The 20,859-nt window shown below is 72.2% G+C and carries 18 protein-coding genes; 11 read left to right on the top strand and 7 right to left on the bottom strand.

Annotation, left to right across the window (positions count from 1 at the left end; translation table 11 throughout):
- Window positions 1-2: 2 nt before the first annotated feature.
- Window positions 3-1,829 carry an ATP-binding cassette domain-containing protein gene (locus ACIPK3_RS07745; protein WP_402567835.1) on the top strand — a complete coding sequence of 609 codons (1,827 nt, stop codon included), beginning with the start codon at window positions 3-5 and terminating at the stop codon, window positions 1,827-1,829.
- On the opposite strand, the gene ACIPK3_RS07740 is transcribed toward ACIPK3_RS07745, so the two are convergent.
- Entirely contained in the window at window positions 1,806-2,414 is a 609-nt protein-coding gene (locus ACIPK3_RS07740; RefSeq protein ID WP_402567210.1) for a response regulator transcription factor, read from the bottom strand. The genes ACIPK3_RS07745 and ACIPK3_RS07740 overlap by 24 nt on opposite strands.
- Before the next feature lie 353 nt (window positions 2,415-2,767).
- On the opposite strand from ACIPK3_RS07740, the gene ACIPK3_RS07735 reads away from it, so the two are divergent.
- A complete protein-coding gene (locus ACIPK3_RS07735) occupies window positions 2,768-4,921 on the top strand; it encodes a PP2C family protein-serine/threonine phosphatase (protein WP_402567833.1) in 2,154 nt (717 codons plus the stop codon).
- Between the two features lie 85 nt (window positions 4,922-5,006).
- On the opposite strand, the gene ACIPK3_RS07730 is transcribed toward ACIPK3_RS07735, so the two are convergent.
- The gene (locus tag ACIPK3_RS07730) at window positions 5,007-6,449 is read right to left on the bottom strand and encodes a S1 family peptidase (protein WP_402567831.1); all 1,443 of its coding nucleotides are present in this window, start codon (window positions 6,447-6,449) and stop codon (window positions 5,007-5,009) included.
- 198 nt (window positions 6,450-6,647) lie between these two features.
- On the opposite strand from ACIPK3_RS07730, the gene ACIPK3_RS07725 reads away from it, so the two are divergent.
- From ACIPK3_RS07725 to ACIPK3_RS07705, 5 genes are all read left to right on the top strand, one after another.
- Window positions 6,648-7,061: a PaaI family thioesterase gene (locus tag ACIPK3_RS07725; protein ID WP_402567208.1), complete on the top strand. Its 414-nt coding sequence runs from the start codon at window positions 6,648-6,650 to the stop codon at window positions 7,059-7,061.
- 469 nt (window positions 7,062-7,530) lie between these two features.
- The gene (locus ACIPK3_RS07720) at window positions 7,531-7,746 is read left to right on the top strand and encodes a type A2 lantipeptide (protein WP_402567206.1); all 216 of its coding nucleotides are present in this window, start codon (window positions 7,531-7,533) and stop codon (window positions 7,744-7,746) included.
- A gap of 82 nt (window positions 7,747-7,828) precedes the next feature.
- Complete coding sequence (locus ACIPK3_RS07715; RefSeq protein ID WP_402567829.1) at window positions 7,829-8,635, top strand: HlyD family efflux transporter periplasmic adaptor subunit; 807 nt, start codon at window positions 7,829-7,831, stop codon at window positions 8,633-8,635.
- Complete coding sequence (locus ACIPK3_RS07710) at window positions 8,632-10,854, top strand: NHLP family bacteriocin export ABC transporter peptidase/permease/ATPase subunit (protein WP_402567204.1); 2,223 nt, start codon at window positions 8,632-8,634, stop codon at window positions 10,852-10,854. Before ACIPK3_RS07715 ends, ACIPK3_RS07710 begins: the two co-directional genes overlap by 4 nt.
- A gap of 1 nt (window position 10,855) precedes the next feature.
- Window positions 10,856-13,669, top strand: coding sequence for an NHLP bacteriocin export ABC transporter permease/ATPase subunit (locus ACIPK3_RS07705; RefSeq protein WP_402567202.1), 2,814 nt, complete (start codon window positions 10,856-10,858; stop codon window positions 13,667-13,669).
- 7 nt (window positions 13,670-13,676) lie between these two features.
- Here ACIPK3_RS07705 and ACIPK3_RS07700 read toward each other — a convergent pair whose 3' ends face one another.
- Complete coding sequence (locus ACIPK3_RS07700; RefSeq protein WP_402567201.1) at window positions 13,677-14,204, bottom strand: SRPBCC family protein; 528 nt, start codon at window positions 14,202-14,204, stop codon at window positions 13,677-13,679.
- A 184-nt stretch (window positions 14,205-14,388) separates the two neighbouring features.
- Here ACIPK3_RS07700 and ACIPK3_RS07695 point away from each other — a divergent pair, with 184 nt between their 5' ends.
- Window positions 14,389-14,796, top strand: coding sequence for an STAS domain-containing protein (locus tag ACIPK3_RS07695; protein WP_402567199.1), 408 nt, complete (start codon window positions 14,389-14,391; stop codon window positions 14,794-14,796).
- 139 nt (window positions 14,797-14,935) lie between these two features.
- Here the strand turns inward: ACIPK3_RS07695 and ACIPK3_RS07690 are convergent, their stop codons facing one another.
- The gene (locus ACIPK3_RS07690) at window positions 14,936-15,367 is read right to left on the bottom strand and encodes a subtilase-type protease inhibitor (RefSeq protein ID WP_402567198.1); all 432 of its coding nucleotides are present in this window, start codon (window positions 15,365-15,367) and stop codon (window positions 14,936-14,938) included.
- 324 nt (window positions 15,368-15,691) lie between these two features.
- On the opposite strand from ACIPK3_RS07690, the gene ACIPK3_RS07685 reads away from it, so the two are divergent.
- Genes ACIPK3_RS07685 through ACIPK3_RS07675 form a run of 3 tightly spaced genes read left to right on the top strand, consistent with a single transcriptional unit; the run spans window position 15,692 to window position 18,314 of the window.
- Window positions 15,692-16,252 (top strand): hypothetical protein, encoded by a 561-nt coding sequence (locus ACIPK3_RS07685; protein WP_402567196.1) that lies wholly within the window; start codon window positions 15,692-15,694, stop codon window positions 16,250-16,252.
- Between the two features lie 53 nt (window positions 16,253-16,305).
- Entirely contained in the window at window positions 16,306-17,475 is a 1,170-nt protein-coding gene (locus ACIPK3_RS07680) for a lactate 2-monooxygenase (protein WP_402567194.1), read from the top strand.
- Window positions 17,472-18,314: an MOSC domain-containing protein gene (locus tag ACIPK3_RS07675; protein WP_402567192.1), complete on the top strand. Its 843-nt coding sequence runs from the start codon at window positions 17,472-17,474 to the stop codon at window positions 18,312-18,314. The genes ACIPK3_RS07680 and ACIPK3_RS07675 overlap by 4 nt, the downstream gene beginning before the upstream one ends.
- Here the strand turns inward: ACIPK3_RS07675 and ACIPK3_RS07670 are convergent, their stop codons facing one another.
- The 3 genes from ACIPK3_RS07670 to ACIPK3_RS07660 form a co-directional block, all read right to left on the bottom strand.
- A complete protein-coding gene (locus ACIPK3_RS07670; protein ID WP_402567190.1) occupies window positions 18,315-19,820 on the bottom strand; it encodes an RICIN domain-containing protein in 1,506 nt (501 codons plus the stop codon).
- A gap of 417 nt (window positions 19,821-20,237) precedes the next feature.
- Window positions 20,238-20,615, bottom strand: a complete 378-nt coding sequence (locus ACIPK3_RS07665; RefSeq protein WP_402567188.1) for a toxin Doc — start codon at window positions 20,613-20,615, stop codon at window positions 20,238-20,240.
- 3 nt (window positions 20,616-20,618) lie between these two features.
- The gene (locus ACIPK3_RS07660) at window positions 20,619-20,858 is read right to left on the bottom strand and encodes a hypothetical protein (protein WP_402567186.1); all 240 of its coding nucleotides are present in this window, start codon (window positions 20,856-20,858) and stop codon (window positions 20,619-20,621) included.
- Window position 20,859 lies beyond the last annotated feature (1 nt).

The raw sequence follows: 20,859 nt of genomic DNA, 5'->3' as shown, positions 1-20,859 counted from the left end.
TGATGGGACGTGGTGGCCCGGCGGAGCATGGTGGCCCGGCGGAGCATGGTGGCCCGGCGGAGCATGGTGGCCCGGCGGAGCATGGTGGCCGGGCGGGGCGTGGTGGCCGGTGGCGGGTCGTGGGGCGGTTCGTGCGGGAGCGTTGGCGTGTCCTGGTGCGGCTCGGTGCGTGGTCGGTGCTGGAGGCGGGACAGGCCTTTCTCCTCGGATACGCGACGGCTCGCGCCCTGGACGACGGGTTCCTGACGGGACACACCGCGACCGGGCTGTGGTGGCTCGGGGTGGCGGCGGCCGGGTCGGTCGTGGGGGCGTTCGGGACGGGCCGGGTGTACGGCGTGGTCGCCGCGCTGGTCGAGCCGGTGCGGGACCGGCTCGTGGAGCGGGTCGCCGAGCGCGGGGTGCGGGAGGCGGACGGCGGGCTGCTGTCCGGGCTCACCCAGCAGGTGGAGATCGCGCGGGACACCCTCGCCGGTCTGGTGATGGTGTCCCGTTCCTTCGTGTTCACGGCCACCGGCGCGCTCGTGGGCCTGGGCTCGCTGGCCCCGCCGCTGCTGCTGGTGGTGGTGCCGCCACTGGTGGCGGGCCTCGGCCTGTTCGCGGTGACGCTGCGTCCGCTGGCCCGCCGCCAGCAGGCCCTGCTCATCGCCGACGAGGCTCTCGCGGAGGACCTGGGCACGGTCTGCCCGGGACTGCGGGACGTCACGGCGGCCGGGGCCGAGGGCCTCGTCGCCGCCCGTACCGGGGCTCTGGTCGACGCGGAGCTGCGCGCCGCCCGGGCCCTGGCCCACTGGGGCGTGCTGCGCGTGGTGTCCCTCACGGTCGGCGGCCAGCTCCCCGGCGTACTGCTCCTCGTCACCGCCCCCTGGCTCCTCTCCCACGGCGTCACGCCCGGCGCCCTGGTCGGTGCCCTCATCTATGTCACGCAGTCGCTCCTGCCGGCGCTCCAGAACCTGGTCCACGGCATGGGCACGAGCGGCAGCCGTCTGACGGTCGTACTGCGCCGCCTGCTTCCGGGGGCGCCCGCACCGGTCGCGGAGCCCGGTCCGACCGGATCGACGGCCCGCACCGCCACGGACGGGACCACCGCCGCCCTCACCCTCTCGTCCGTCTCCTTCGCCTACGGCGGCGCCCGCGAACGGGTGCTGGACCGGCTCGGCCTCAGCGTTCCGCACGGCGGTCATCTGGCCGTCGTGGGGCCGAGCGGTATCGGCAAGTCGACGCTGACGGCCCTGGTCGCCGGTCTGCTGGAGCCCGCCGAGGGGGTGATCCTGGTCTGCGGGCACCCGGTGCCGGCTGCGGAGGCGGCCGCACGCCGGGTGCTGATTCCGCAGGAGGCGTACGTCTTCACCGGCAGCCTCGCCGAGAATCTCGGGTACTTCCGGGAGGATCCGGTGCCGGAGGGCGAGCTGTTCGCGGCCGCCGAGGCCGTGGGGCTCACCCCGCTGCTGGAGACGCTCGGCGGCCCGGCCGCCCAGGTCGACCCGGCCGCCCTGTCCGCGGGCGAACGTCAGCTGATCGCGCTGACCCGGGCCTATCTCTCGCCCGCGCCCCTCGCCCTGCTCGACGAGGCGACCTGCCATCTGGACCCGCAGGCGGAGGCTCGGGCCGAGCGGGCCTTCGCCGCGCGGCCGGGCGGCACCCTCGTGGTCGTCGCCCACCGGATCAGCTCGGCCCGGCGGGCCGACAGGATCCTGGTCATGGACGGGCGGAGCACCGCGTACGGCACCCATGACGAGTTGCTGCGCACCTCAGCGCAGTACCGTGACCTGGTCGGCGGGTGGGCACCGGGGACGGCCGCCGCGCCGTCACAGCCACCCCTCGCCCTGTGAGATGCGGATCGCGTCGATGCGGTTGCGGGCCCCGGTCTTGCGTGTGATCGCCGCCATGTAGTTGCGCACCGTCCCGTGGGACAGGTGCAGGATGCCCGCTATCTCCGCTATGGAGGCGCCCGCCGCCGCGAGCGACAGCACGCTGAGCTCACGCCGCGTCAACGGGATCTGCGTGGCCTTGAGGAAACCGAAGCCCAGCGACTCGTCAACGAATCGTTTTCCCTTCGCGACACGCCGGATCGCGTGCACCAGTCCCTCCGGCGATCCCTTCGTGTCGACATAGCCGAGCGCGCCGGCCTCGACCGCGCGCTTGAGCAGCCCGGGTCTGTTCGCGTTGGCAAGCACGAGCAGGCGTGGTGGCGTCGGGCCCGCGCCGGAGGCGCTCAGCTCGCCGAGCGGCGGCGCGCCGTCGGAGCCCGCGCATTCCAGGTCCGCGGCGCACACGTCGGGCCGTACGGACCGCAGCCGCCGGGACGCGTCGTGCCACGGCGTGTCGTCCACCTCCAGACCGGGCTCGCGGCGAAGCCACTCTGCGAGTACCGACCGCACCAGACACGAGTCGTGGACCAGGAGTAACCGGATCACTGCCGTCCTTTCGGTTTGCCGCACATCGATCCCGCCAGTTGAACGCGTGCCCCATTGTTGGGGGCCGCGTCGGTTTCGGGGCGCGAAGTTCCGGCCATCCGGGTGCGCGGGGGCGCACACCCGGCGCCCATGCCCCGCCACGCGCTTCGACTGTGAAGGCATGAGATCGACCCGAGGGGGTACCGCGGTCGCGCCGTCGCATCCGGGAATCGCCCGGTCCGCGCGGGTCGCGAGGCCGCCGCAGCCCGGGTACGGCCCGTTCGCCGTGCGCCGCACAGCGTCAAGGGGCAGCCTTGATGCCGGGGAGGCGACGCGCGGCCGGGCGGGAAGGCGGCGCGCGGCCGGGCGAGGAGGTGGTCGGCGTGTCCGACGGGGTGAGGTCCCCGCAGGCGTCGGTGGCCGCCGGGTCACAGATCGGCCGACCGCTGCTGTCCCTGTCGCTGGCCGCGATGATGGACGAGGTGCACGCGCACTCCGGGGCGGTGTATCTGCTGACCGCCGACGAGGCGGTACTGGAGATGGCCGTGATGGCGGGGCTGCCGCGGGCGTTCGCGGCACCCTGGGAACGGGTCGGGCTGAGCGCGCCCGTCCCGGTCGCCGAGGCGCTGCGCAGCCGTCGGCTGGTCTGGGTGTGCGGCGAGGAGGACATGGCCCGCCGCTTTCCCCGGATCGCGGTGGTCCTCCCCTATCCCTTCGCCCTGGCCGCACTCCCCCTCGCCACCGCGCACCGGGCGTTCGGGGCCGTCTTCGTGACCTGGCCCGGCTCCCACCCGCCGGTGCTGGGGAAGCGGGAGCGGGAGCAGCTGACGGCGGCCTGCGGCCGACTCGCACTGCGGCTGGAGCGGGCGGCCAAGGACGCCCGGCCGCCGCAGCAGGAGCCCGATCTGCTGGCGGCGGCGCTCACCGGTGTGGCGGGCAACCTGGGGACGATCGAGGCGGCGCGCATGGTGGCCCGGCTGCCGTACGGGCTGGTGTCGCTGGATCTGCACGGCCGGGTCGCGTTCGCCAACGCGGCGGCCGCCGACCTGCTCCGCACCCCGGTCGGCGAGCTGGTCGGTACCCATCTGTGGGCCGCGGTGCCCTGGCTCAACGACCCGCTGTACGAGGACCGTTACCGGGCCGCCCTGATCAGCCAGCATGTGACGTCGTTCGTGGCGCTGCGCCCGCCGGGCGAGTGGCTGTCGTTCCGGCTCTATCCGAGCACCACCGGGCTGAGCGTGCGCGTCACCCGGGCGCGGGGGGTCGCGCAGATGACGCGGGAGACACCGCGACCCGACGTGGGGCCGTCCCGGCTCGTCTCCATCACCCAGGTGCTGAGCCTGTCCGCCGCGCTGACCGAGGCGGTCGGGGTGCAGGACGTGGTGCAGCTGGTCGCGGACGAGATCGTGCCGACCGTGGGCAGCCAGGCGGTGGTGCTCCTCGGGTCGCAGGCGCGGCGACTGCATGTGCTCGGGCACCGCGGGTATCCCGACCCGCGGCTGGTCGAGCGGTTCGACGGTACGCCGCTGAGCGAGCGGATGCCGGGCACGCATGTGCTCACCAGCGGGGTGCCGGCGTTCTTCGAGTCACGGCAGCAGCTGGACCGGCTGTATCCGGAGCAGAGCGGCGTGCCGGGCGTCTTCGCGGCCTGGGCGTATCTGCCGCTGATCGCGTCGGGGCGGCCGGTGGGGATCTGTGTCTTCGCCTATGCCGAGCCGCATGTCTTCCCCGCGGACGAGCGGGCCGTCCTGACCAGTCTGGCCGGGCTGATCGCGCAGGCGCTGGAGCGGGCCCTGCTGTTCGACGCCAAGTACCGTCTGGCGCACGGTCTCCAGGAAGCCCTGCTACCGCGTTCGCTGGTGCCGCCGCCCGGGATCGAGGCGGCGGCGCGCTATCTGCCCGCCACTCAGGGGATGGAGATCGGCGGCGACTTCTACGACCTGGTGCCGTCCCGCCCGCTGGCGGCGGCGGTGATCGGGGACGTCCAGGGGCACAACGTGACCGCGGCGGGGCTGATGGGCCAGATCCGTACCGGGGTACGCGCGTTCGCCTCCGGCGGTCAGACGCCGGGGGAGGTCATGGGCAGCACCAACCGGCTGCTCATCGACCTCGGTGCCGATCTGTTCGCGAGCTGTCTGTATCTACAGCTCGACCCGGTGCACGGGCGGGCCGTGATGGCACGGGCGGGGCATCCGCCGCCGCTGCTGAGACGGCCTGACGGACGGGTACGGGTGCTGGACCTGGCGGGCGGCCCGTTGCTGGGCATCGACGCGGAGGCCTCCTATCCGACGACGGAGGTGGACCACGTCCCCGGCTCGGTGCTCGTGCTGTACACCGACGGGCTGATCGAGTCGCCCGGCGTCGACATCGAGGACGCCCTGGCCGAACTGGGGGAACTGCTCGGCCGGATCGGGGACGGGCCGCTGGAACCGCTGGCCGACGAACTGGTCAGGCAGAGCGCGGGGGCCCGGGAGCGGGTCGACGACGTGGCCCTGCTGCTGCTCCGGGCTCGGGGTGCCGGCGGCTGAGTACCGGCGGTACGGCGAGACGGTCCGGCCCTCCCCTCGGAGGACCGGACCGTTCACTGCCGGCCGGAACCGCTGCCTTGGCCGGTCAGTGGCTCTCGGTGAGGGAGGAGCCGTCGTCCGCACCGTTGCCGTGGCCGTTGGCGTTGGCGTTGCCGGAATGGTCGCCGGCACCGGTACCGGTGCCGGACGCGTCACCGGTGCCCGTGCCGTCGCCGCCCAGACCGGACTGGTCACCCGCGCCGGACTGGTCGCCCCCGCCGACCGCGTCACCGCCACCGGCCTGGTCGCCACCGCCGGCCTGGTCACCGGCGCCCGCCTGGTCACCGCCACCGGCCTGGTCACCGGCGCCCGCCTGGTCGCCAGCACCTGCCTGGTCACCGGCACCCGCGCCACCGGCGTCGCCGAGCGTCGCGCCGGTCGCCTGGAGGGCGGCGGTCACGGGCTGGAAGAAGGTCTCGCCGCCGTTGGTGCAGTCGCCGCTGCCGCCGGAGGTGAGGCCGACCGCGCCGCCGTCCTGGGTGAACAGCGAGCCACCGCTGTCACCGGCCTCGGCGCAGACGTTGGTCTGGATGAGGCCCGTGACGGTGTCGACGCCGTTCGGGTCGGTCTCGCTCTGGAAGTTGACGGTGGCGTCGAGGCCGGTGACCTGGCCGTCGTGCAGTCCGGTGGTGGAGCCCATCCGGAACACGTTGGTGCCGACGGTCGCCTCCACGGCCTGCGTGATCGCGACGTTCTGTCCGTTGCCGGTGTTGACCTCGCTCGGCGCCTGAGTGGCGGGGTCGTTGTACTTGACCAGTGAGAAGTCGCCCTCACCGGGGAAGGTCGCCTGGTCGACGGTGGCGATCGGCTGCCCGTTCTGGGAGTCGGACCATTCCTTGGCGGCGACACCGCAGTGACCGGCCGTCAGGAAGGCGGGACTGCCGTCGGAGGCGGTGACGTTGAAGCCGAGGGAGCAACGGACGGTGCCGCCCTCCGCCTGGGAGAAGATGGCGTCGCCGCCCGACGCGAAGGTCTTGAAGGTGCCGGCCGACTTCTTGACGGTCGCCATGCCCGAGCCGAGGCCCTGGACGGTCGATTCCAGTCTGGCCCACTTGGCGCCGGTGACCGTGCTGTCGGCGGTGACCTGGACCTTGTTGGTCCTGGGGTCGATGGCCCACGAGGTGCCGGGGATGGTCGCCCTGGTCTTCAGAGTCTGCGCGGCCGTCTTGAGCGCGGCCGCGCTGTTGGCCACCTCGCGGACCACCGCACCGGCCTTCTGCGCCCGCGCGGCCAGGCCGTCGTCGCCACCGGCCACGTTCACGACCAGCTGCTGCTTGCCGCTGTCGTAGTAGGAGCCCGCGAAGGCGTCGCCGAGTTGCTTCGCGATTTGCGATGCGAGGCCTGAGGCATCCGTGGCCTTCAGGGCCCTGGGGGCGGCCGCGTCCGTAGAGGCGCCGTCCTGCGAGGCGTTCGCGTTCGGCAGCAGCAGGGCCGCCGCTCCGAGTGCCGCGACACCGCCCACTGCTATCGCGGCCTTGCGCTTCGGCATTCGCTTGTGACTCAAACTTCTCGACCTCCAAGGGTCGGGGTCGCTGCCGGGGTCCGGCAGGGATTCGGGGCGCCTGGATGGTCATAGGTACGGGCGGGTCGCACGGCGCGTTCAATTCCGTTTGCGACTTACTCTGTTGCGGCAGTGAACAGGATCGGCTCCGCGTGTCGCCGGGCCCGGGCGGGAACAATCCCCGTCATGACGATGACCAGCGCCGAAGCCGACAAGATCCTCGCCGACAACTTCGCCCCCTGGGTCCTGGAACTCGGCCTGTCGGTCGAGAGTCTGGGCGGCGACCGGGCGGTCCTGCGCCTGCCGTGGTCGGCCCGGCTCGCCCGGGAGGGCGGAGGCATGTCCGGTCAGGCCCTGATGGCCGCCGCCGACACCGCGACGGTGATCGCCGTGTCGTCCGCGCGCGGTGGTTTCGTGCCGATGACGACCGTTCAGCAGTCGACGTCCTTCCAGCGGGCGGTGACCGGTTCGGACGTCGTCGTCGAGGCGGTGCTGAGCAAGCTGGGCCGGCGGATGGCCTTCGCCGACATCACGATGACGGAGGAGTCCTCGGGCCGACTCGCGGCACGGGCCAGCACGGTGTACGCGCTGCTGGACTGACATGGCTGGACTGACACGGGTGGACTGACACGGTCCCGGTCCGCGCGAACGCGTTCGGTGATCACGCGGGCACGCACCGCGCCGATCCGGAAGCGGAATCACCGCTTCAGGGAATCTACACATTGAATACTCAACCAAGTCACGGTGGGCAGCGGATCTGCACAGACGCGCGCCCCCTGACGCGTCATTGGCGCGGAGTGCCGGATTCGCCGTGACAGGCACAAGTCCTGGTACGCGCCGATGCCGTGCGGCATGTGAAGGAGTCGCCGACAAGGCGTGCGCGAGTCTGCACGGTTGAGCCCTGACGGGCTGCAAATTCGCAGGTGAGGAGCCTGGTTGAGTGGATGCGGACGACGCGTGCGTGCTTTGATCCAGGCATCGCGGGACCGCTCAGGGCGCCTGGAAACGGGTGTCCGACACCCCGCGGCACTCCCCCTTGTGAAATACCCATATGAAGGGAAGTTCCATCATGAACTCCATCCCCCAGGTTGAGACCGCCGAGATCTCCGACGCCGACCTCGACTCCGTCTCCGGCGGCCTTTCCCTGAACGCCGTTGGCACCGTGACCGGCCTGGTGGACGGCGTCGCCCCGGTTTCCAACGTGGTCGGCACGGCTGTCGGCACCGTCGAGGGTGTGACCGGTCTGAACACGCAGCCCGTCACCAGCCTGGTCGCCGGTCTCTGATCGCACCACCTCACCGTCGAGTCCCGGAGCCGCCCCCCGGCTCCGGGACTCGGCGATGCCCGGACCACGTGAGGCAAGTCCCGTGCAGTTCCGCCAACAGGCCCTCGCCAAGCTCCAGTCGCCGGACGAACTCGACCTTCCGGTGCGGCTCGCCCGCCCGCAGGGCTGGCTCGTGCTGTCCGTCACCGTCGTGGTGATGGCCGCCGCGTCACTGTGGGCGGTGACCGGTTCGGTCGCCTCCACGGTGAGCGCGCCCGCCATCCTCACCCACGGGCAGGGCAGTTACCTGTTGCAGAGCCCCGTCGACGGCCAGGTCACCGCCGTCCTCACGGCGCAGGGCCGACAGCTCGCCGCCGGCGCGCCCGTCCTCAAGGTCCGTACGAGCAGGGGCGAGTCGATCGTCCGCTCCGTCGCCGCGGGCCGGGTCACCACGCTCGCCGCCACCATCGGGCAGATCATCCGGACCGGTACGGACGTCGCCGCCGTGGAGAAGGTCACACACGCTTCCGACCCGCTCTACGCGACGGTGTACGTTCCCGCCGAGAACGCGGCCGCCATCCCCGCGGACGCGGCCGTCGACCTCACCGTGGCATCGGTGTCCACCCAGGAGTACGGCGTGCTGCGCGGCCATGTGAAGTCCGTGGACCGCACCGCCCAGTCCGCCCAGTCGGTCGCCGCGTTCCTCGGCGACAGCCAGTTGGGCGAGCAGTTCACCAGGAAGAGCCGCCCGGTGGCGGTACTGGTGCGGCTGGATCGGTCGTCCGCGACGAAGAGCGGCTACCGCTGGTCGTCCGCGGACGGGCCGCCGTACCGGCTCGACTCCATGACCCTGGCCACCGGTTCGATCCGGCTGGCCGACCAGCGTCCCGTCGATTGGCTGCTGCCGTGACCACCGCCCAGGAGACCCGGAGCCGCCGCCGCGCCGCCCCGCCGAGACGTTCCGTCCCCAAGCGGCACGCCGGGACCGTCCGCACTCCGACCGTGCTTCAGATGGAGGCCGTCGAGTGCGGCGCCGCCTCCCTCGCGATGGTCCTCGCGTACTACGGCCGCCATGTCCCGCTGGAGGAACTGCGCATCGCCTGCGGAGTCTCCCGCGACGGCTCGCGCGCCTCCAACCTGCTGAAGGCCGCCCGTGGTTACGGTCTGACCGCCAAGGGCATGCAGATGGATCTGGCCGCGCTCGCCGAAGTACGGGCACCTGCCATCCTGTTCTGGGAGTTCAACCACTACGTCGTCTACGACGGCATGGGCCGCCGCTTCGGCCGGCGCGGGGTGTTCGTGAACGACCCGGCCAAGGGCCGCCGGTTCGTACCCGCCGAGGAGTTCGACAGCGCCTTCACCGGGGTCGTCCTGGTGCTGGAGCCGGGTGAGGGCTTCACCAAGGGCGGACGCAGACCGGGCATCCTCGGCGCCATGCCCGCCCGGCTGCGCGGCACCGCGGGCACCCTCCCGGCCGCCGTGCTGGCCAGCCTGCTGCTGGTGGCGGTCGGCGCGGCGACGCCCGCGCTCAGCCGCACCTACATCGACATGTTCCTGATCGGCGGTCAGACCTCCCTGCTGGGCGTGCTGTTCTCGTCGATGGGCGCGTGCGTCCTGCTCACCCTGGTGCTGACCTGGCTCCAGCAGGCCAATCTGCTGCACGGCCGTATCGTCTCCTCCACGCTGTCCAGCGCCCGCTTCCTGCGTCATCTGCTGCGGCTGCCGGTGACGTTCTTCGCCCAGCGCAGCCCCGCCGACCTGGTACAGCGCCTCCAGTCCAACGACGCCGTGGCCGAGACCCTGGCCCGTGACCTCGCGTCGGCCGGTGTGGACGCGGTGGTGGTCGTGCTGTACGCGGTGCTGCTTTACACGTACGACCCGCAACTCACCTTCGTGGGGATCGGCGTGGCGCTGCTGAACGTGGTGGCGATGCGGCTGGTGGTACGGCTGCGCGCCACCCGTACGGCGAAGCTGCGTGCGGACACCGCCCGCCTCACCAACACCGCTTACACCGGGCTCCAGTTGATCGAGACGCTGAAGGCTACCGGCGGCGAGGACGGCTACTTCCGCACCTGGGCCGGCCAGCACGCGGCCACGCTGGAGGAGCAGCAGCGGCTCGGGGTGCCGAGCGCCTGGCTCGGTGTGGTCGCGCCGACGCTGGCGACGTTGAACAGCGCGGTGATCCTCTGGATCGGCGGCCTGCGCGCGGTCGAGGGCCATATCTCGGTGGGGCTGTTGGTCGCCTTCCAGGCCCTGGTCACCCGGTTCACCGCGCCGTTGACCCGGCTGAACGGGGTCGCGGGGCGCGTCCAGGACTTCGCGGCGGACGTGGCCCGGCTGAAGGACGTGGAGAGCTTCCGGGCGGACCCGGTCTACGACCGCCCGGACGGCGCCGGCGACACACGTCGGCTGCGTGGTCATGTCGAGCTGGAGAACGTCACCTTCGGCTACAGCCCCCTCGACAAACCCCTGCTCACCGGGTTCGACCTGACCGTGGGGCCCGGTCGGCAGGTGGCGCTGGTGGGCGGTTCGGGCAGCGGCAAGTCGACGGTGTCCCGGCTGATCGCGGGGCTGTACGCCCCCTGGGACGGGGTGATCCGCATCGACGGCCGCCGTCTGGAGGACATCCCCCGGGGTGCGCTCGCCGCCTCGGTCTCCTTCGTCGACCAGGACGTGTTCCTGTTCGAGGGTTCGGTGCGGGACAACGTGACGCTGTGGGATCCGTCGATACCGGACGAAGCGGTCGCAGAGGCGCTGCGGGACGCGGCGCTGTACGACGTCGTCACGCGTCGGCCCGGTGGCATCCACAGCCGGGTGGAGCAGGACGGTCGGAACTTCTCCGGCGGCCAGCGGCAACGGCTGGAGATAGCACGGGCGTTGGTGCGCAGACCCAGCATCCTGGTACTGGACGAGGTGACCAGCGCGCTGGACGCGGAGACCGAGCAGACGGTGATGGACAACCTGCGGCGGCGCGGCTGCGCCTGTGTGGTGATCGCGCACCGGCTGAGCACCGTGCGGGACAGCGACGAGATCGTCGTGCTCCAGCACGGCACGGTCGTGGAGCGCGGGCGGCACGACGAGTTGGTGGCACACGGCGGCGGGTACGCGGCGCTGGTCAGGGAGCGGTGAGATGACCGAGGCGTACGGCGGCGATCTGGTCCTCGGCGCGCTCGGTTCGCTGGGCACGCCGGTCGACTGCGCCGGGGTCGGCCGACTCGACCTGGAGGGGCCGCAGGTGCTGTGGCTGGTGACGGCGGGCGCCCTGGACCTGTTCGCGGTGGACGCCGGGCAGCAGGGCCACTGGCACCACCTGGGCCGTCTGGAGGCGGGCGCGCTGCTGCTCGGTCCGGTCGCGGGACCCCAGCACACCCTGGTGGCACGGCCGTCGCGGGACTGCGTGGTACGCCGTATCGGGCTGCGCGAGCTGTACCGACCGGCCGCCACCCAGACCTGGTCGTACGACGAGTACGGCAACCCCCAGTACGTACCGCCCGCTTCGAGCCCGCTGGAGTATGCGCTCGCGCTCGGTGTGGGCCGTGGCCTGTCCATCCTCTTCCAGGCGCCGTCCGCGGCCGAGCCGGCCGACGCGCCCGCCGACGACGACGTGTTCTGGATGCAGGTGCCGCCGGGCAGCGTCCAGTACGGGGCGCTGTACGGCGCGGACGCGGCCGCCGATCTGCTGATGGACCCGGCCGTGTGGCAGAGCATGGTCGACCACCAGTACCGCCTGCTGACCACCCTCGACCGGTGGATCGAGCAGCTGGAGCGCAGCCACGAGTCCCGCACGGCGGCCGGGATCAGGGCCGGTGAGGCGGTACGGGCCGAGGCCGACCGCACCCTGCTCGCGTCCATCGGCAAGGCGTCCCGGCGGGTCACGGCCGCCGACGACGACGCCACCTACGCCGCCTGCCGGCTGGTCGCGCGGGCCGCCGGGATCGCGCTGGCCGAGCCCGCGCGCGGCGGCGCCGGGAGTGACCGGCTCGACCCGGTGGAGCGGGTGGCTCTCGCCTCCCGGGTACGCACCAGGTCCGTGCGTCTGGACGGGCGTTGGTGGCGGGACGACGTCGGCCCGCTGGTGGGACACCGGGCGCTGTCGGGGGCGCCGGTCGCGCTGCTGTGGCGACGCGGCGGCTATGTGGCGGTGCATCCGGCGACCGGTCGGGAGACCCCGGTGGAGAAGGCCAACGCCGGGGAGTTCGAGCCGCGCGCGGAGATGTTCTACCGTCCGCTGCCCGACCGCCCGCTGGGGCCGCTCGGCCTGCTCCGGTTCAGTATGCGCGGCACCCGGGGCGACGTGCTGAACCTGCTGCTGGCCGGGCTGGTGACGGTGGCGATCGGCGCCCTGGTGCCGGTGGCCACCGGAAAGGTGCTCGGGGAGTACGTGCCGAGGGCGCAGCTGGGGCTGATCGCACAGGTCTGTCTCGCGGTGATGATCAGCGGGGTGGTGGCCGCCGCCTTCATGCTGCTGGAGAACCTGACCATCCTGCGCCTCGAAGGCCGTATCGAGGCAACCCTGCAACCAGCGCTCTGGGACCGGCTGTTGCGGCTGCCGACGGCGTTCTTCACCGGGCGGTCCACCGGTGAACTGGCGAGCGCCGCGATGGGGATCAGTGCGATTCGGCGGCTGCTGGCCGGGGTGGGTCCGGTGGTCGCGCAGTCGGTGACGGTCGGCGCGATGAATCTGGCGCTGCTGTTCTGGTTCAGTGTGCCGATGGCGTGCGCGGCGATCGGTGTGCTGGTGGTGGTCGGGGGCGCGTTCCTGGGCCTCGGGCTGTGGCAGGTGCGCTGGCAGCGGCAGCTGGTGGTGCTCGGCAACAAGCTGAACAACCAGGCGTTCCAGACCTTGCGCGGGCTGCCCAAGCTGCGGGTGGCGGCGGCCGAGAACTACGCGTACGCGGCCTGGGCGGACGGGTTCGCGCGCAGCCGTGAGCTCCAGCAGCGGGTGGGCCGGATCAAGAACCTCACGGCGGTGCTGGGTTCGGTGTGCCTGCCGGTGTGCACGCTGGTGATGTTCATGCTGCTGGCGGGTCCGGCGCGGGGCGCGATGTCGGCGTCCGCGTTCCTCACTTTCAGCACGTCCGTGACGATGCTGCTGACGTCGGTGACCCAGCTGACCGGCTCCCTGGTGTCGGCGGTGGCCGCGCTGCCGCTGTTCGAGGAGATCAGGCCGGTGCTGGAGGCGGCTCCGGAGGTTCCCGCCGGGAGCACCCGGCCGGGGCCGCTGTCCGGGGCGGTCGAGGCGCGTCGGCTGTCGTTCCGGTACGCCGACGACGGGCCGCTCGTCCTCGACGACGTCTCGTTCGAGGTGCGGCCGGGCGAGTTCGTGGCCATCGTCGGGCCGAGCGGCTGCGGCAAGTCCACGCTGCTGCGGCTGCTCATCGGCTTCGACCGACCGGTCTCGGGCAGTGTGCTCTACGACGGTCAGGACCTCGGGGCACTGGACCGGTCGGCGGTGCGCCGCCAGTGCGGGGTGGTGCTCCAGCACGCCCAGCCGTTCAGCGGTTCGATCCTGGACGTGATCCGGGGCGCCGAACCGTATTCGCCGGAGGAGGCGATGGCGGCGGCCGAACTGGCGGGGCTGGCGGAGGACATCCGGCGGATGCCGATGGGACTGCACACGATCGTCTCGGGCAGCGGTGCGGTGTCGGGGGGGCAGCGGCAGCGGCTGATGATCGCCCAGGCCCTGATCCGCCGTCCGCGGCTGCTCTTCTTCGACGAGGCGACGAGCGCGCTGGACAACGACACCCAGCGCACGGTCATGGAGAGCACGCGCAAGCTGAACGCGACGCGGATCGTCATCGCACACCGGCTGTCGACGGTGCTGGACGCGGACCGGGTCATCGTGATGGAGGACGGGAAGGTCGCCCAGCAGGGCCGGCCCGCCGATCTCCTCGCGGACACCGGTGGGCGGCTGCACGAACTGGTGCGCCGCCAGCTGGCCTGACGGGGGATCAGCCTGGGTCGGGAACCGGGGCGCCGGAGGGGAAGCCTGCGTCGAGGTAGGCCCGGTAGTAGTGGTGCCAGTCGGCGGCGTCCGCGGAGTGCGGGCCGCCGTGCCGCTCGCCCCGGGCGACGGCGTCGAGGGCGAGCAGGCAGACCTCCCAGCCGGCGGCGTTGCGCGCCGCGGCGTTCGCCGCGCCGAGGATGTTGGTGAGTGTGAGGCGGCTGCGCCCCGTGTCCAGCGCTTCGAGGTCGAGGTGGAGTTCGTCGCCGCCCCAGGTGAAGGACAGGTGCCGGGGCGGGTCGGCGTCGAGCACCGTGCCCGTGTCGTCGGCCTGATGGGGGTCGCCGCTGAAGTGGGCCGTGCCGCCGGGCCGCAGCTCCATCCGGAGCCGGGAGGGGAACCAGTGATCCGTCCGGTCCGGTTCGGTGACGAACCGCCAGACCTGCTCGACGGACTGATCGTATGCACGGCTGAAGCGGATGGCCGGGCGGTCGTCGCCCAGCGTCAGGCAGGTGCCGGTGAGTTCGGCGGTCATGGCGGATCAGTCCTTCGCGGAGGGTTCCCTCGGGTCCTTCGGATCCTCTGCCCTTCAAGTCAAGGGAGGCCCCAAGAAGTTCACCCTTTCGAGTGCCGCTGATCTTGCGGGCCGCATCACAGGGATGGCAGGGGGATCACCGGGGTAACTACCCAGGCCCATGCCTGGGGCGAGGTGAGACATCATGACGCCGGAAACCGATCACCGAGGCGGCCGCCCGCAGCCCAACCGGTGTGCCCGCAGCCGGGTCGCCGGATCCGTCACCGTGGTCGAGGTCCTCGGGGAGATCGACATCGCCACGGCCGGCCTGCTCGGCGAACATCTGGACGCCGCGACCGCCTGCCCGCGACCGGACGTGCTGGTCGATCTGCGGCTCGTGGAGTTCTTCGACTGCTCGGGACTGCGCGCGCTGTGCAGGGCCGAGGCGAGAGCCCGGGAGCGCGGCGGCCGGCTGCGTCTGGTGGGCGACGGTCCCGAACTGGAGCGGCTGTTGCGCGGTACGGGGCTGTTGCGCCGTTTTCCGCCGCTCCCTCACATGCCGACGCTCCCCGGGGCCCAGGAGGTGTCCGGGGCGCCCGGGGAGCGGACATGATGATGCCGGGGGTCGGCGGGCGGCCCCACTCCGCCCGTCCGACCCCCGGTGCGAGATCTCCGGTCGCCGTGACAATGGCCCGCACTCCCCAGTAACGAGCCTGTTCCGGCATGTCCGGCTACCGGTCGATCCCGGTCCTTTAGAACGCGAAGACGCTGGTCCCGAAGGAGTTCTTCACGCACTCGTTGCCGAAGGTCCGCTCGTAGGAGACACGCTTGCCCTGCCAGACGCCCTGCACGGTGATCAGCACCGGGTTGTATTCCTTCGTGCACTGCGTGTTACGTGCCGTCAGGGCGTCCAGGTTGCCGCCGACGGAGCGTAGCTCCGCGCACGCTAGTGGTGCGGCGGGATGGGTTCCCGAGGCGCTTGGGGCGCAGTTCAGAATGACGGCGCGTTCCGGCGTCACAGTCGCAATGTCGGCTCCGTGGCCGGTGGTGAGCACCAGGGCCGACGGGGCGTAGAGCGAGGCGGGGGCGCTGGGGGGCGAGGCGACGGAGGCCCCGGTCAGGGGTCCGCAGACGGCGGCGGCCGCGAGGCCGAGGGTCGCTGCCCAGCGCGCGGTGTTCCGCATTGTGTGCATCCTTCCGCTTGATTCGACAGGGTGCCGCCCTTGGCCCGGTGGGTGCCGGGGCGGCGAGCGACACTCTGCCGAGTCCGCCGCCGAAACACACATCGGACCCATGGATTTCAGTAACCTTGCGTATTGAATCAGTGGCGTGAAGTTACAGAATTCGAACGTTCCAATCGCGAATCTGGGCCGCTCTTGATCGCCTGAAGCTGCCAAGTGGCCGGTTCTCACCGCTTCGTTAATAGTCCTGAAACATTCAGCCTCGGCTCCCGGCACACCCCTGCGCGACGCCTTGTGTTCATCTCGGGACTGCGTAATGGTGATTACATGATTACAACTGAGCAGCGTGAGAAGGTGCGCGGCTGGTTCGCCGGCCGGCTGCCCGACGAACTCTTCGAGGAACTGGTCGAGATCACGGTCGACCGCGAGGAGATCACCGTGATCGGCCGCATCCCCGGCCCCCGGCTCGCCTCGGACGCCTCGGACGCCGAGCGCGAAGCCGCCGTACAGGGGCGGATCCAGGAGTTCCGGGAACGCACCAGGGAAAGCCGCGTGGCCGTGGCCCGCGAGGCGGAGCACCGGTTCCGCAGGAAGGTGTCCTGGGGGGTGGAGTGCGAGGCCGAGCGCGCCCTGTTCACGCATGTCGCCGTGCCGACGATGACACGGCTCAGGCAGCCCGAGCGGCAGGTGCTCGACACCCTGATCGCGGGAGGCGTCGCGCGCAGCCGCAGCGACGCCCTCGCCTGGTGCGTGCGGCTGGTGCAGCGTCACACCGACGACTGGCTCAGCGAGCTGAGCACGTCGCTGGAACACGTCCAGCGGGTCCGCGCCCAGGGACCCGACCTCGCCGGGGACGGTTCACCGGCCGAGGGCGACACGATGGGATAGCCACGATTGGATGGCCGAGGAGGCGTACTCGACGACGAGAGGCGGACCGGCACATGGCCAGGCACTGGGCGGACTTCCAGTACGAGATCTACCTGAACGGGATGACGGGCGCCGTACCGCGTCTGCCCACCGACCTGACCCGGCTGGAGGAACTGACCGAGCGTCGGCTCGGCCCCGGACCGGTGGGCTACGTGGCGGGCAGCGCGGGCGACGGCAGTACCGCACGCGCCAACCGGGCCGCCCTGGCGCGGCGGCGGATCGTCCCGCGGATGCTCCGGGACGTGCAGGAGCGGGACCTGTCCGTGGAGGTGCTGGGCCGGGCGCTGCCGGCGCCGTTGGCGCTCGCGCCCGTCGGGGTGCTGTCCCTCATGCACCCGGAGGCGGAGACCGCGGCCGCGCGCGCCGCCGCGACGCAGGGCGTGCCGTACATCCTGTCCTCCGCCTCGAGTACGCCGATGGAACAGGTCGCCGAGGCGATGGGCGACGCGGAGCGCTGGTTCCAGCTGTACTGGGGCAAGGACCGCGAGGTGACCCGCAGCTTCCTGGGCCGGGCGCGGGCCGCCGGGTTCACCGTGCTGGTCGTCACGCTGGACACACCGCTCCTGGCCTGGCGGCCGCGCGACCTCGACCAGGCCTTTCTGCCGTTCCTGCACGGGGTGGGCACCGCCAACTACTTCTCCGATCCGGCGTTTCGGGCGGGTCTGGCGAAGCCGGTGCACGAGGATCCCAACGCGGCCGTGCTGCATTTCCTCGGCCTGTTCGGGGACGCCGGCCACACCTGGCCGGACCTGGCGTTCCTGCGCGAGCACTGGGACGGCCCGATCGTCCTCAAGGGCGTACTGCACCCCGACGACGCACGGCTGGCGGCCGACGCCGGGGTGGACGGCGTGGTGGTGTCCAACCACGGCGGCCGCCAGGTGGCCGGTTCGGTCGCGGCGGCGGACGCGCTGCCGCGGGTCGCGCAGGCGGTCGGCGACCGGCTGACGGTGCTGTTCGACAGCGGGATCCGCACCGGCGACGACATCTTCAAGGCCCTCGCCCTCGGCGCGCGGGCGGTGCTCCTCGGACGGCCGTACGTCTACGGGCTGGGCCTCGACGGGCAGCCGGGCGTCGAGCACGTGATCCGCTGTCTGCTCGCCGAGTTCGACCTCACCCTTGCCCTGTCCGGTCACGCCGCCCCCACCACGATCACCACGGCCGACCTCGTCGAGGAGCCCGCATGACACCGGGGCACCCGGCCAGGGTCACCGCGCTGTCGTGCTACCCCGTCAAGGGATGCGCGGGCGTCGCGATGGACGACGCGATGCTGACGGTCGCGGGCCTCTCCCACGACCGCAGTCTCATGGTCACCAGTGAGGAGGGGGTGTTCCGCACCCAGCGCCGACTTCCCCGACTGGCGCTGATCCGCCCCGGGATCGACGCGGAGGGCGAGCAACTCACGCTGAGCGCACCCGGTATGGAGGAACTGGCCGTGCGGGTGGACACCTCCGGCGCCCGCCGGGACGTCGAGCTGTTCGGTGTCCCGTTCAAGGGAATCGACCAGGGCGGCGAGGTCGCCGAGTGGCTGTCGGAGTTCCTTCGCGAGCCGTGCCGGCTGGTGCGGGTGCCACCGGAGCACGACCGGGTCACCGACGGCCGGACACCCGGTACCTCCGGTTACGCGGACAGCTGCGCCGTCCACGTCCTCTCCCGGGCCACCCTGGACGCGCTCAACGCGCGTATGACAGCACACGGATGCGCGCCACTGCCCATGGACCGCTTCCGCCCGAACCTGGTCGTCGACGGCTGGGACGAGCCGCACACCGAGGACCTGCCACGCCGGATCGCGATCGGTGACGCGGAGCTGGGCTATGCGAAACTCGCCATCCGCTGCGCCGTCACGATGGTCGACCAGACCACCGGCGACAAGGCCGGCCCCGAGCCGCTCCGCACCCTCGCGAGCTACCGGCGGGCAGCAGGCGGAGGCGTCGCCCTCGGCTCGAAGTTCGCCGTACTACGGCCCGGAAAGCTGTCCGTGGGCGACGAGTTGACCGTCGGGGCCTGGGGGGAGTCGGAGCTGTAGTCAGGGTCTGTCGGCCGACCAGTGCTGGCCGGTGGAGCCGTCGCGGGCCTTGACGACGACGTTCGTGTCGGCGGGTGCCAGGGCGAGGGTCTCGTCCCAGCGGGGCAGCAGTTCACCCCGGCTCGTCAGGTCGTAGCGGACGTCGTCGCCGCGGTCGGAGGTGCCGTCGGCGCAGGCGCCGAGGATGACGACGCCCGCGTCCGCGTGGGAGTCGAGGCACAGGTCGGCGTCGGCCGTGCTGCGCAGTTGCCCGTCCGTCTCGTACGTCCACTGCTGGGTCGGTGCCGGCGAGCACGCGGCGAGTACGACGGCCGCCCCCGCCGCGGGCGTTCCGGCGGTGTCCAGGCACTGGCCCGACGCGCCGTTGCGCAGTTGGGTCGGCGGGCTCGCGGTGGGCAGGCCCGAGGCGGCACCGGCGGACGGGGAGGGGCCCCGGGTGGCGGAGACCCCGGTGGAGGCGACCGGGGCGGTGTCGTCGCCGCCCGGCCACGCGCTGACGGCGAGGACGGTCGCGAGCAGCCCGGCCCCGGCGACGCCGACACCGGTCAGCAGCGTCCTGGACGACCAGGACTCCCCCGGGACGCGCGCCAGCAGGCCGCCGCCCCGTGAGCCCGCGCGCCGCCGCCCGGTGCCGCGCCGGGCGGCGGTCCGTGTCCGGGCGTCCACCGGGCGCGTACGGCCCGGGCGGGTGTCGAGGTAGCGGCGGGCTCCCCAGCCGAGCACGGCCTCTGCGAGCATCGGGCCGAGCCCGCCCTCGTCGTGGCCCAGTTGCTCGGCGGCGTGCCGGCAGTAGGGGCACTCCGCCAGGTGTGCCTGAACGTCCGGCAGCAGTGCGCCGCCGCGCCGCAGCGGTACGTCGAGGAGGCGGTTGTAGTAACGGCAGTCCTTGGTCGGCGCGAGTTCCAGATGGGCGCGTACGCAGCCCTCCCGGAACTTGTCCCGGGCCTCGTCCAGTGCGGCGGCCGCGGCACCGGCGGACATACCGAGCAGACCGGCGGGTATGTCCATCGGTTCCGCCTCGACCTCGACGTGCCACAGCAGACATCGGGCGAACTGCGGAAGGCCGTGAAAGGCGCGCTCGACGAGTCGGCGGTTCTCCGGCGTCATGGCCTTGAGCGCACGCATCCCGCGGCCCCCGGCCGGTTTCACCAGGTCGGGCAGAACCCCCGATATCCGGTCCTCGGCCGACCAGTTCGCCACGGTGTCCCGGACGGCGACCAGCAGCCGGGGTCGGATCGCCTCGGCGGACTCGCCCAGCACCAGCCGGTCGAGGATCTGGTGGAAGGCGGTGGCGGTGACCATGTGCGCGAGCGGTCCGGATGTGGCGAGGCAGATCACCGCGTACTCGTGCGCCGGCCGCCAGTGCCGCGCCATCAGCAGTGCGACGGATCGGGAGGCCACCGCGTCCGAACCGGCTCGCAACGGGGCGGCCAGGCCCTCGTCGGATTCGCCCGTCGTAGCGCCGAACGGCGGACTGGCGGGGCGCGGGGGGTGGGCGGTGGACACGGAGCGGTTCCTTTGATGCTGGTGCGTTTGGTGCGTACCTCTGGGATACGCCTGTGGGGAGCGGGAATTCAGCGCGGCGGCCTCAACCCGGGTTCCCCAACGGTCCAATGAGTCCCGGAACTTTACCTCCCGCACACGGGTTTCACCCTTGCACAACTCCCTCTCGCCCAACAAGGCGCCCGCTGGACCTCGATATCTTTGAAATAAAGTCAGAAACCCTGTCGGCCTATACCGTTCGCTCCGGCATTCGACTTTGCGTGCACCCCGTGTGAACTCTCCGCACATGGCAGGTCGGCGCGCACGGTGCCGCCGCGGGCCGCCCCGTAGTGCACTGGGAACCGGCCGTTCTCGGGCCACCTTTCTCCCGTCCGTGGCCGGCGGCCCGGCCCGGCTTCCCCTCCCGGCCGCGGACGGGAGTCAGATCTGCCAGGAGCGGAGCCGGCCGGCCGCTCCGTACACGTCGGTCCGGCCCGTCATCAGGTCGCGGGCCAGACCGGCCAGGGCACCGTCCGGCGGGTCGACGCCGGCGCCGCCGGCGGACATGTAGGCCACGGCGGTAGCGCAGGCGAAGCGAGCGTTGGCCGAGGGCAACGGCCTGAGCAGCACGAGTGCCTGGAGCAGCGCCGCGGCCCGCCAGGCGGGGTCGGACACGGCTCCCGGGCGGGGCGGGTCGACCCGGTGCCGGGCCACGGCCGCCACCAGCGCGGAGAAGTCCTCGATCACGGGCTGGTCCGGCAGTACTTCCTCATGACGCCGGAGCAGCCAGGGCACGTCTATGTGGACGACGGGCGGCATCGGTCAGGCGCCCCGGCCCTTCGCGGGCGGTTCGTCGTCGGGGAAGGCGGCCGCGAACTCGTCGGCGTGCGTGGCGAAGAACCGCCGGAACGCCTCGGCGCCTTCCTGCAGCGCCCGGTGCCGGGCGATGTCGGCCGCGGCCGCCTCGCGCACCAGTGCCTTCATCGACGTACGGCGCTCCTTGGCGATCTGCCGTAGATCGTCAAGTTCGCGCTCGCTGAACTCCACGTTGAGAGCTGGCATG

Source organism: Streptomyces sp. NPDC086787, assembly GCF_044745865.1.
In the GTDB taxonomy this organism is placed as follows: domain Bacteria; phylum Actinomycetota; class Actinomycetes; order Streptomycetales; family Streptomycetaceae; genus Streptomyces.
This window is presented reverse-complemented; position numbering and strand designations above follow the sequence as displayed.